A 12896-nucleotide genomic window follows, 5' to 3' on the forward strand; every position below is an offset into this window, starting at 1 on the left:
TACAGTGTCTAACTTGTCCATGAATAAGCTCCTTTTTCGTAAACTTATTTTAGGACGGGACATAAGTATTAAAAAAGCCTAACATTGACTGTTAGGCTTTTTATTATTCTAAAAATCGCTCTGTCGATTACGACTTATCGCGAATCAACTTATAGTTTAAAAATTCAGTAATGCCAAGGTTACCAAGCTCTCTACCAAAACCTGAGCGCTTCACACCGCCAAATGGGGTATTGGCTTCACTACCAGACGGGGCGTTGATAGTCACCATACCGACATCTAATTGCTGAGCAATCTCTGCTGCCAATGCTGCGTCTTGAGTTTGAATGGAAGCACCTAGACCAAATGGTACATCATTGGCAATTTGAATCGCATGATCGACATCACGCGCTTTATAAATGACAGCAACTGGACCAAAAAGCTCTTGACGATAGACGTCCATGGATTCATCAACGTCTGTCAGTACCGCAGGCTTAAACCAAGCGCCCGGCTTGTCTTTCACCATACCGCCTTCTACCAATACGGTTGCCCCTGCTTGAATGGCGCTGTCGAGCTGCTCTTGTAAGTTTATTGCTGCTGCTTTAGAGGACATCGGTCCGATAAAGGTGCCATCGTCAAGTGGATCAGCCAAGCTCATATCACGTACGACATCGGTAAAGCCTTTGACGAAATCATCATAAACTGACTCAATGACGATTAGGCGTTTGGCGGCATTACAGGCTTGGCCAGTATTACCAAAACGACCAGAGATAGCGCCTTGTACCGCTTTTCCGATATCAGCGTCAGCTGCAACGATGAACGCATCTGAACCGCCAAGCTCTAGCACGACTTTTTTGAGGGCGCCGCCTGCTACTTTAGCAACTGCTTGCCCAGCTCGTTCAGAGCCAGTTAAGGAGATACCTTGTACCCTGCTGTCTTCAATAATGGTCGCTGCTTGTTCATTGGTTGCAAACACATTGTTATAGACACCCTCTGGTAAGCCTGCGTCTTTGAAGATATCGACGATAACTTCTGCTGTCTTAGGGCATTGCGGCGCGTGTTTTAAGATAAGGGTATTGCCTGCCATAAAGTTTGGTGCGGCAAAACGTGCAACCTGATAATGCGGGTAGTTCCATGGCATGATACCCAACAGGACACCAACAGGTAGCTTCTCTACAGAGGCAGACCCTGTATCGACATCAATTTTATTGGGCGCTAATAGCTGCTCTGCATTATCGGCATAGTAACGAAAGATATCAGCAACCAATCCAATCTCGCCTTTTGCTTGCGCGACAGGCTTACCCATCTCTGTTGCTACGATACGTGCAAGCTCTTCTTTACGCTCAAGATAGAGATCAGCAATTTTATGCAGTAGCTTACTACGCTCACTTAGCGATACTGTACGCCAGTCTTGATAGGCTGTGTCAGCTTGCTCAATCACTCTTTGGATATCTTGCTCAGTTGCTGTAGGGTAAGTGGCTTCTACTTCACCAGTGGCTGGGTTATTAACTTGATAATCGCTCATAGTTATGTCCTTTTTTAAAATATTATTGGGTTCAAAATCCATTTGGGTCTATATTTTTATGCGGCTGCTTTTAGTTAATACTTTTAGTTGCTGCTTTTAATTGATGATTTTGGTTGCTGCTGCGTAATGCAATGAATATTGCCGCCACCAAACACAATCTCTTTCGTTCGTACTCCCACTACCTGATGTTGAGGAAAGACTTTTTCAAGCTGCTCGATAGCGAGTGCATCATTTATATCATCATATTGCGGTACGATGATAGCGTCATTACAAATCAAAAAATTGGCATATGAGGCAATACAGACGTCACCCGTTAAGCGCGCCTTGGCATCATCAGATTGTTCAGTATCATAATGTTCAGGCAAGGTGACAGAGTTCTTGGTACAGCATAGCTTATGGACTTTTAAACGTCTGCCTTTTGCATCAGTCATCTTTGAGAGCTGCTCATAGGCCTTTTGCGTTGCCTCATAAAACGGATGCTTAGGGTCGTCAGTAAACAAGCAAACCACTTCACCAGGGCGCGCAAAGCAGGCGATATCATCAATGTGACCTGTAGTCTCATCAGGATCAATACCGTCATCAATCCACAGCACTTTTTGCACATTAAGATAGGCTTTTAGCTTGTCTTCAATTTGATCTTCGGTTAGGTGCGGATTACGCCCTGGGCTTAGCAAACACATGCGTGTAGTCAGAACAGTGCCTTCACCATCGACGTGAAATGCGCCGCCTTCCATGACAAAGTCATCCGTTCGATAGCGTTTGATATCTAGATGGTCACATAAGCGTTCAGCCAACTTATCATCGTCATCCCACGGCGAGTATAGTCCATCATAGTCGCCGCCCCATGCGTTGAATGTCCAATCACAAGCGCGTAGCCCACCTTTATCATTGATTAAAAATGTCGGGACAGTATCACGCGCCCAAGCATCGTTGCTGGGCATCGATATGAGGTCGATATCAGCAGGTAGACTGTCACGGCATGATTGATAATCATCAGGATTGACCAGTACACCAACTTCACAAAATCTGTTGATTGCCGATGCAACATCAGCATAAGCTTTCTGAGCAGGAATGGCTTGCTGTCGCCAGTTATCAGCACGGTAAGGCCATACCATCCATATTTTTTGTATCGGCTCAAATTCTGCTGGCATGTAAAAGCCGTCTTGTTGTGGTGTTGAGCCAGTGATTAATCGGTTCGGTAATAATGACATATAGAGCACCTTATTTGACGACTTTTTTTAGCGATGAGTGGAAAGAGCCTAAAGCTCGAGTGGTGGTTACGCCAAAAGATTTGATAGAGCTGAGCGAGCCGAGCAGTAGAGTGTCTCTAAAGCAGGTATATAACTGTAGCACCACCAAGAACCTGGGTTTTTTGATCGAAACTTATCAGCCAAACAGCTCAACGGAAGAAAAAATTGCTCATGAAGGTGAAGAAATCGGTACCGTCATCGAAGGTAAAGTGTTGATTCGTATTGAAGAGACAACCTACTTATTAAATGAAGGTGACAGTTATGTGATCGATACGATTAAACCGCATACTTTTATCAATCCTACTGACGGCGTGACTCGTATCGTTAGTGCGCATACGCCAACGACTTACTGAACAAAAATCAGCATAAGCTTTTATACAGTGATAGGTCCATATATTAATGTATTTTCAAAAGCGTATGATTATTGAACATACAGGATTGCCTTTTACTCACGCTATTTTCTACTAGAAAGTAGCGTTTTTTGTATGTGTCTTTGAAGCGAGCTGATAAGAGGAAAGTTAATAATAGATAGGCAAGCAGTCAAATTAGAATTGACGCCAATTAAGCATCGTTTGGCTCTTCTGTTACTTTAGTACTATAAGATGTGTTGGGTTTGTCTTTGACCAACCTGACTTTATTGGCTGTTTTTTTATTAACGATGGGCTTAGAAGTTACGCCAAAGACTTTTTTGTGTCTTCTTACGGCTAAAGCATCCGCTGCCGCTTTTTCTTCTGCTAATGCCTGCTCATGCAGATTTTTATAGACGCCTATTGTCTCATCAATCATCTCACGCATGGTAAATTTGTTGGTCATCTCAGGGCGAGTCACACTTTCTAACTGATTGCGCACCGCTTTGCACAGTGCGTTGGCATTGTATTTTCTGACCAAACCTTGCGGATAGAGTGGGCGCAGAATTTCACTAAATGCCGCTTGATCCCAGCCAATGACAGGCGTACCCAAATGAATGGCTTGTAAGGCATTGATACCGATAGATTCAGGCTGATTGGCAAGTGCCATGACGACATTGGCCGCTGACAACCACTCACGCATATCATTACGTTTGCTGCCGACATAAGTGATACGATCGGCTAATCCCAAAGTATTGCTGCGTTGACGAAAATCTTCATGGGCGACATCGCCCGCGCGATAATCATCATCCATAATAATGGCATGGATATTAGGGAATTGCTCTTGAAGATTGCCCAAGATATCAATCAGCCATTCTTGACCATATTCCTTACCGATGATGGTTGGAAATACCAGCCATTTTTTATTCTCAAGCTCAGGGTATTCAGCAAAAGTATGACGTAGCCAATATACTGATGGATTATGACGATAAGGATAGCGACGCGTATCAACACCGCGGTAGATACGTTTAATGACTCTGGGGTCCAGCTCCTCACGGCGCAGCCCTTTTTTTAAGTAATCAGTCACACTATCAGACACAGTAATAATGGTGTGAACATCAAGTAAGGCTTGTGAGTATTTATTGATAGGATAGAAGCCATACATGGTTGATACCAGTTTTGGTCGACGTTTTACCCGTGCACGGCGCAGCGCTAAATGCAGTACCCATGCCGGTGTCCGCGAATGCACATGGATGATATCAGGGTCATATTTTTCAATCAGACGGCGCAGTGGCGCGACCTGTAATAAAGACAGCCAAGATTTTTTGTTCATATATAACTGGTGATAATGGTTGCCATCACGCTTTAGGCGTCTGACCAAGTCATTGTCTTCACTGGCACTAGAGATAATAATTGAGGTATGCTCGTTTTTGACCAAAGCACGCCCAAGATGAAAAATACCGCGCTCGGATTCATCATGCTTCAAAGACGACAGTAAACGCATAACTTTCATAATGGCGTGGGTCACTATTAGAGGAGATCAAGCTGCTATTGTCAGTGAAAAGTGCTGAAAACTCAACCACCAAGATAAAAAGATAGCATGGGACGATGACTATTATTTGTCGTCAATAAATACAGGTAATATAAATGACAGTAATCAAATATTTAGCGCTGTTTTTTGAGGTGCTGCGCATTTGGCAGGACTTGTTTTTCACTCAAGTATTTCCAATAGCGCTGCGGTAAGTATTGCTTGTGCAAACGTGGATTTTTACGCTCTTTGATATTAACGTTGGTAAAATAACCTTGCCAAAAACGCTGATAACGTTGCTCATCTTCGCTATGAATGCTGGCAGGATTGCGCAGTACTGCCTCATCAAGCTCAGTAATGGTTTGCAGGGCTGCGGGGCGCTTGGGCGTGCTTCGGCTTTTGTCATAATAAATACCATAGCCACGCGCCAAATCATAAATTGCCCAATGCTGATCTTGATAACGCTGACGAAAATGCTCCCCAATCAAAGGCAAAACATTAAAATCCGGCTCAACACGGGCAAAGTAAATGTCTTCAACTGTATGCTCAAAGCGTACAAAGGCTTCCATGCGGTGTTTTTCACGACCGACAGACTTGACCGTTTGCACGAGCTCTAAAACATTGAGATTACCCAAATCATCCATGATATGGCGACTTGGGTAGTTAATAGCGTATTTGACCACTTGAAACAATGTGCTACCAATATTGTCTTTTTCTGACAAAAAACCCCAAAGTAAATTTCGCATACCCGAGCGACCTAGGAGTTGATTCAACTTCGTAAGTACTCGTTCGGCATGGTTGGCATTGGTCTCTACACTAATGGCGTGAGCGAGTAATGACGGCACATAATAGTCCTGCGCAATAAGCTGTAGCGATGTATCGTCCTGTAAGTGATTGGAATAGACGTAAAATACTGCACTGAGCCACCCCTCAAAACTTGGCTCATAAAGTACAATACTGGGCGTCAATTGACCCAGCTGGTAGTTTTGATTTTTGGCAAGTTCTGACAGTGATTGCGACATTATTTGTCCTAAAATAACTTCATGATAGTAGCTAAATTATCAATAATTTTAATATTTAAAACAAAGCCAATTGCCCACTGCGTTGATCTTTAAATTTCGTCTGCGTTTGCGCCAGCACATATTGACGAAAGTTATCACGGGTTAAGTGTGCGAGATGCTCGTTTTTACCAGTAGTCGCAATGAAGTATTTGGCACGATTGACCGCCGCGCCCATTTTCTTCAAGTGATAAAGTGTCAGCTGATTAAACTTGCGGGCTTTGACTATTTTTTTAGCCGTTTTTGTACCGATACCGGGAATACGTACAATCATCTCATAACTTGCTGTTTGGATATTGACCGGAAAATGCTCACGGTGGCGGATTGCCCATGCTAACTTTGGGTCGCAGTCCAAATCTAAAAATGGCGAGTCCGGTTCAACGATTTCGTGCGCACCAAAACCATAAAAACGCATCAGCCAATCCGCTTGATAGAGACGATTTTCGCGTATCATTGGCACAGGCGTACCGATAGCTGGCAGGCGACTGTCAGATAACATTGGCACATAGCCAGAATAGTAAACTCGTTTTAAATCATAGTGTTTATAAAAATGACTCGATAGCTGAATCACTTGCAAGTCGGTCTCGTTACTTGCGCCAACAATCATCTGGCTAGTCTGACCTGCAGGCACAAATTTCGGCGCTTTTTTATGCGTTTTACGGCTCTCACGAATGGTGATGATTTCTTCTTTGACCGTCTCCATCGGTGCTTTTAATTGTTCGTGAGATTTTTCTGGTGCCAGTAACGCCAATCCTGATTTAGTCGGAATCTCAATATTGACGCTTAAACGGTCAGCATATAATCCAGCTTCTAATAATAATTCTTTTGAGGCTCCGGGAATGGTCTTTAGATGAATATAACCATTAAAACGCTCACGGGTACGTAATATCTTAGCGACCTCAACCAGTCGCTCCATCGTATAGTCGCCACTTTTAAAAATACCTGAGCTAAGAAACAGGCCTTCGATATAATTACGGCGATAAAACTGCATGGTCAAATCCACCACTTCTTCGACACTAAAAGCGGCACGCGGGGTGTCATTGCTTTTGCGCGAGGTGCAATAAGCGCAATCGTATATACAATGATTGGTCAGCAGGATTTTCAGCAGGCTGACGCAGCGACCATCTTCGGTATAGCTGTGACAAATACCGGTTGCTGAGGCATCGCCAAGGCCACCGCCTTGGTTTTTCCGCGTACCAGCGGAGGATGAGCAAGAGACATCATATTTAGCAGCGTCCGCTAAAATATTGAGCTTACCTTGTAGTCGTTCATAATTGATGGTTGCCATAAGCGGTATTTACCATGTCAGTAATGAAAGACTATTTTAGCAAAATTAGCGTTAAGTCATTGTATTTATGAGTAAAATAGAAATCATAGACGACAACTGTTGTCGTCTATTCTGAGCTGCACTATACGATTATAAAAGCGCTTAAACTTGAAGCAATATAGTCAATGAAAAGTAATATCGATACATTGAGTACTGCTAGTATTAATTTTGCTTGCTTGCTTGCTTGCTTGCTTGCTTGCTTGCTGTGCCTAGGTAGACAGAGGCTGCAAAAAAATTATACTAGCAGTACCGTAACGTTTTTAAGGTGTTTTGACTATGGTTTATGAATAGCCACAAAAAAGGCCTTGCCGGCTAGAGACTTAGCAAACAAGACCTTTTATTAGTTTTAGTATTTCTTAAGTTTCAATACTATAACTTCACTGCCGTATTTATTGAACTTTAGCGCGTATCACGACAGTCTGTGCAGCTTTAGGACTAAGATTTACTAAGTTCCATTTAAGACCTGAGTAATTTTCTTTTACCACTACTGTATTGCCAACTTGTTGGATAGTTTGATAGCTATCGCCACCAGTGGTCGCAAGCGTTGGTAGTGGACTGTTCAATGACACCATTCTGACGCCATTTGGCAAAGAAACCATGGCATTGATATCAGTCACTGGTTGCGCTGTGGTATTGGTATAAACGGTATGATACTCAATCACATCACCAGGCGCGATATGGTTGGCAGGTACTGCAACTTCACGTCCATCGCTATTTTTCAGGATTTTCATGACCTTAGTTTGCGCATTGACCACATCAGGCGTACTAAAAGTTGGTTTGAGCTGCAAGGCTTCTATAGAAGTAATTGTTGTCACAGGGGTAGTGATCACCGGTGCATTGATTACTGACGTATTTATGACTGGCAGCTGAGTTGCTGTGGTTACAGGCAGTATTTGAGTCGTCGGTAATACTTGAGTGACAGTACTGGTTGGCACTGCGATGACATCAACACGACTGCTTTGATTGGTTATTTGGTTGGTCACCGGTACGCTAGTGACAGTCGCACTACCTTGAGTGACGACAGTATTACTAACACCATTACTGGCTACTTGGCGAACCACGTAGCGCGGTACATTGGTAACCTGCGTCACAGCAAACGGCATGCCATCTTGCATACCAATGCTATTAGGCGTAGCAGTAATGACAGCTGTTTTACCATCAGAATACTGCTCGACCACGGTGGTACTACCGCCCGTAGAAGGTAGAACGGTCACTTCAGTGGCGGCATTGGCAGCAGACATAGCCATAACAGTGCCTGCCAACAGTGCGGATACTGCCGTGAATGTAGCTGTTTTTTGCATCACAACGAATGAGCGATTAATACTGGTGGTCATAATAAAGTCCTTTAAAATGATAATAAGTAACACAAAAATAGAGAACACTTAAATAAGAAAGCCCAGATAAGAAAACCCCCGTTAATTGACGCTGCAGGGGAGGTCAAATAACGGGGGCAGCATTACTGATAATAGTAGTAAATAGCCAGACGATAAAAGCTATCTGTCAAACCGTCCTATCAAACTATTGATTTATCCGTGATTATTTTAATTAGTTGCTAAGCATACACTTAGCAATCTCAACTCAACAATTATGCGCTAAAACGAGTTAGGTAGAAAAGCAGCGTTGTGTAACTGCTATCCTATAAACGATGACTTTTTGTGTGGTTTACTTTATCTAATTTCTTAAGAAAGTTACTATTTGATTCACTACAAAAGACGACTATATTAATCGTAAATGACTTTCATAATTTCGTATTCAACCACACCTTTTGGGGTTTCAATACGTGCTTCATCGCCCTCAGATTTACCAATCAAACCACGCGCAATCGGTGAGTTAACAGAGATTTTACCGGCTTTGAAATCCGCTTCGTCGTCACCAACGATTTTGTACTGCTTTTCTTCTTCAGTGTCCATGTTTTCGATAACGACGCTGACGCCGAATATCACACGGCCATCTTTTGGTAACGTCGTAGGATCAATCACTTGCGCACCGCCAAGTTTGGCTTCGATATCACGGATACGAGCTTCACAAAATCCCTGCTGTTCACGCGCTGCATGATATTCAGCATTTTCTTTCAAATCACCATGTTCGCGTGCTTCAGCAATAGAGGCGGTGATGCGAGGACGGTCAATACTTTTTAACTGTTTTAATTCGGCTTCTAAAGCCGCATGTCCTTGCGGAGTCATGGGATAACGTTGCATGTTTTTTTCCTTAAACCAATAACACGGGCACCATCTCCTACTCTTAGTGAATAGTGAGATGGTGTCAGAGTTGTTGCAATGGGTATAAAATAAAAAAAGAATAATGATGCAGACAGCGTAACCAGTCAGGTCGCTATCATTCATTGATATCAATTCAATAATCTGGGTGTTTAAGCTTACGTAATAAAAAGCATAGTCGCAGTTTAGCCACTATGCTTTTTAGGTCTATCATTTAAATTTTATTTCAAGCATGGTCTACATTATTAAACGCTACACTATGCTCAAATAAGCTCCTAGGCAAGCCTAACGGTTATGCTTAATCTACTGAAATTATTCAGCCAAGTCAATAGAGCTATACAATAGACTTTGCTTGCTCATGTAAATCTTGTAATTTATACACCTCAAAAGGTAGGTCAATCGCATAAGATTTACAAACGGCATCTGCTGCGCCCAAAGTCGTGACGTAGAACACTTTACCTTGTAGCGCGCTACGACGGATAGAGAATGAATCCTCTTGTGCCTGCTTACCTTCAGTCGTGTTAATAATAATATCGATTTTGCCGTTTTTTAAGGCATCAACGATATGTGGGCGACCTTCGGTGACTTTGTTAATTTGCTTGCATTCAATACCATTGTCACTTAGTACTTTTTGCGTACCAGTAGTCGCTACAATGTTAAAGCCAAAGTCAATCAGCTGACGAGCGATAGGGGAAATTTGCTCTTTATCGCTATCACGTACTGAAATAAAGACCGTTTTGGTTTCACCTTCAGTTGGCAAACCGGGCAAACGCTCATTACTACCGATAACCGCTTTGTAGAATGCTTCGCCAAAGGTTTTACCCACGCCCATCACTTCACCGGTTGATTTCATCTCAGGGCTCAAGATTGGGTCAACACCAGGGAATTTAGCGAATGGGAAGACCGCTTCTTTTACCGCATAGAATGCAGGAACGATTTCTTTCGTAAAGCCTTGGTCTTTGAGCGACGTGCCAGCCATACAGCGTGCTGCTATTTGTGCTAAAGAAGTGCCGATACACTTAGAGACAAACGGTACGGTGCGCGCGGCACGTGGATTGACTTCTAAGATGTAAACCGTTTCACCTTTTACCGCAAACTGGACGTTCATTAAGCCGACAACACCAAGCTCTTTTGCCATGGCGACAGTTTGCGCGCGCATCACATCGCACAGATCATCAGACAACGAGTAAGGCGGCAATGAACAGGCTGAGTCACCAGAGTGAACACCCGCTTGTTCGATATGCTGCATGATACCGCCAATCACCACATCTGTACCGTCGCTAACACAGTCAACATCGACTTCGATCGCATCGTCTAAGAAACGATCTAATAGAACCGGCGCTTCATTTGATGCTTGTACCGCAGTGCGCAAGTAATGTCTTAATTCATCTTCGTTATAAACGATTTCCATCGCGCGACCACCAAGTACATACGATGGGCGTACTACCAATGGATAGCCAACGTCTTTTGCCTTGACCAAACCATCTTCTAAGCTCGTCGCTAAGGCATTGGTTGGTTGCACAAGATTCAACTGCTGAATCATATGCTGGAAGCGTTCGCGATCTTCAGCGCGGTCAATGGCATCAGGGCTCGTACCAATAATTTTGACGCCAGCGGCTTCAAGTGCGCGGGCGAGCTTCAATGGTGTTTGACCACCAAACTGTACGATAACCCCATCAGGGTTTTCGATACGGACGATTTCTAGCACGTCTTCAAGCGTGATTGGCTCAAAGTAGAGACGGTCAGAGGTGTCATAATCGGTTGAAACCGTTTCAGGGTTACAGTTGACCATGATGGTTTCGTAGCCGTCTTCGCGCATGGCAAGGGCTGCGTGCACACAGCAATAGTCAAACTCGATACCTTGACCGATACGGTTAGGACCACCGCCGATAACCATGATTTTCTTATTATCGGTAGGGTTGGCTTCACATTCGCTATCGTATGTTGAGTACATATAAGCGGTGCTGGTAGCAAACTCTGCTGCACAAGTATCGACACGCTTATAAACTGGATAGACATTTAAGTCCCAACGCTTGGTACGTAGCTGCTTTTGTGAGACGCCAAGCAATTTAGCAAGACGCAAATCTGATAAGCCTTTACGCTTAAAGCTGCGTAAATTATGCTCAGTTAAGCCGCCAAAACCTAACGCTTTAACTTGTGCTTCGGTTTTTACGATATCCTCGATTTGTACCAAGAACCATGGGTCGATTTTGGTTAGTTTGAAAACGTCATCGACGCTCATGCCAATACGGAAAGCATCCGCAATATAATAAATGCGCTCAGGCGTTGGAATGGTTAAGCGATTGGTGATTTCGCTACGCGCTTTTTCAATACTTACTTTTGATAAGTCAATTTGCTCATCAAAACCATCATTGCCAGTTTCCATGCCGCGTAATGCTTTTTGCATCGACTCTTGGAAGTTACGACCAATCGCCATGACTTCACCAACTGACTTCATTTGCGTTGATAGAACATTATCGGCTTGTGGGAATTTCTCAAAGTTAAAACGAGGAATCTTAGTGACGACATAATCAAGCGCAGGCTCAAAGCTGGCTGGGGTTTTGCCGCCCGTGATGTCATTTTGCAATTCATCTAGGGTATAGCCAATTGCTAATTTTGCCGCAATTTTTGCAATCGGGAAGCCCGTGGCTTTTGAGGCCAATGCTGATGAACGTGATACGCGTGGGTTCATCTCAATGACGACCATACGACCCGTTTCAGGGTTGATACCGAATTGCACGTTTGAGCCGCCCGTTTCTACACCAATCTCACGCAGTACTGCTAATGAAGCATTACGCATGATTTGATATTCTTTGTCCGTCAAGGTTTGTGCTGGCGCAACCGTGATCGAGTCGCCGGTATGTACGCCCATTGGGTCAAAGTTTTCAATGGCACAAATGATGATGCAGTTGTCGTTTTTGTCACGGACCACTTCCATCTCGTACTCTTTCCAACCGATGAGTGACTCATCGATAAGCAATTGATGGTTTGGTGATAAGTCAAAGCCGCGCTCGCAAATCTCGATAAACTCATCACGGTTATAGGCGATACCACCGCCTGAACCACCCATCGTAAATGAAGGACGAATGATGCACGGATAGCCCATTTTCTCTTGGGTCGCAAAAGCTTCTTCCATGGTCTCAGCGGTTTCAGCGCGAGGACATTCAAGGCCGATACGCTTCATGGCTTTATCAAATAAGTTGCGATCTTCTGCCATTTCGATTGAGTCTTTGGTTGCCCCAATCAATTCGCAGTTATATTTGGTCAAGACGCCATGCTTGTCTAATTCCAATGCACAGTTTAGGGCAGTCTGTCCGCCCATGGTTGGCAAGATAGCGTCAGGACGCTCTTTAGCGATGATTTGTTCAACCGTTTGCCACGTAATCGGTTCAATATAGGTCGCATCCGCCATGGTTGGGTCAGTCATAATAGTCGCAGGGTTTGAATTGACCAAGATGACGCGGTAGCCTTCTTCTTTTAGCGCTTTACACGCCTGCGCGCCTGAGTAGTCAAACTCACATGCTTGGCCGATGACGATAGGGCCTGCGCCAATGATAAGAATGCTTTTTATGTCGGTACGTTTTGGCATAGTTAGGGCTACCTTCGTTTGAGTGATATTTTGAGTAATCTGCATTTTAACGATATGTTCAATAACGCTTATCGTGTCTG

The 12896-nt window shown here is 43.8% G+C and carries 9 protein-coding genes; 1 reads left to right on the plus strand and 8 read right to left on the minus strand.

The window, feature by feature from the left end:
* Nucleotides 1-127: 127 nt before the first annotated feature.
* Together JMX89_RS03785 and aguA are read right to left on the minus strand one after the other, a co-directional pair.
* The gene (locus JMX89_RS03785; RefSeq protein ID WP_201531464.1) at nt 128-1501 is read right to left on the minus strand and encodes an NAD-dependent succinate-semialdehyde dehydrogenase; all 1374 of its coding nucleotides are present in this window, start codon (nt 1499-1501) and stop codon (nt 128-130) included.
* Between the two features lie 83 nt (nt 1502-1584).
* The gene (aguA, locus tag JMX89_RS03790) at nt 1585-2712 is read right to left on the minus strand and encodes an agmatine deiminase (RefSeq protein ID WP_201531466.1); all 1128 of its coding nucleotides are present in this window, start codon (nt 2710-2712) and stop codon (nt 1585-1587) included.
* Nucleotides 2713-2726: 14 nt separating this feature from the next.
* On the opposite strand from aguA, the gene JMX89_RS03795 reads away from it, so the two are divergent.
* A complete protein-coding gene (locus JMX89_RS03795; protein ID WP_227673000.1) occupies nt 2727-3104 on the plus strand; it encodes a cupin domain-containing protein in 378 nt (125 codons plus the stop codon).
* A 208-nt stretch (nt 3105-3312) separates the two neighbouring features.
* On the opposite strand, the gene JMX89_RS03800 is transcribed toward JMX89_RS03795, so the two are convergent.
* The 6 genes from JMX89_RS03800 to carB form a co-directional block, all read right to left on the minus strand.
* Nucleotides 3313-4611 carry a glycosyltransferase gene (locus JMX89_RS03800; protein ID WP_133105333.1) on the minus strand — a complete coding sequence of 433 codons (1299 nt, stop codon included), beginning with the start codon at nt 4609-4611 and terminating at the stop codon, nt 3313-3315.
* A 152-nt stretch (nt 4612-4763) separates the two neighbouring features.
* Entirely contained in the window at nt 4764-5648 is an 885-nt protein-coding gene (locus tag JMX89_RS03805; protein ID WP_133105334.1) for a TIGR03915 family putative DNA repair protein, read from the minus strand.
* 55 nt (nt 5649-5703) lie between these two features.
* On the minus strand, nt 5704-6972 hold the full coding sequence (locus JMX89_RS03810; RefSeq protein ID WP_133105335.1) for a putative DNA modification/repair radical SAM protein: 1269 nt from the start codon (nt 6970-6972) through the stop codon (nt 5704-5706).
* 428 nt (nt 6973-7400) lie between these two features.
* Nucleotides 7401-8345, minus strand: a complete 945-nt coding sequence (locus JMX89_RS03815; RefSeq protein WP_133105336.1) for a hypothetical protein — start codon at nt 8343-8345, stop codon at nt 7401-7403.
* A gap of 387 nt (nt 8346-8732) precedes the next feature.
* On the minus strand, nt 8733-9209 hold the full coding sequence (greA, locus tag JMX89_RS03820) for a transcription elongation factor GreA (RefSeq protein ID WP_011513174.1): 477 nt from the start codon (nt 9207-9209) through the stop codon (nt 8733-8735).
* 352 nt (nt 9210-9561) lie between these two features.
* Entirely contained in the window at nt 9562-12816 is a 3255-nt protein-coding gene (carB, locus tag JMX89_RS03825) for a carbamoyl-phosphate synthase large subunit (protein ID WP_201550978.1), read from the minus strand.
* Nucleotides 12817-12896: the final 80 nt, after the last annotated feature.

Source organism: Psychrobacter sp. DD43 (assembly GCF_904846555.1).
Taxonomy (GTDB): Bacteria; Pseudomonadota; Gammaproteobacteria; order Pseudomonadales; family Moraxellaceae; genus Psychrobacter; species Psychrobacter cryohalolentis.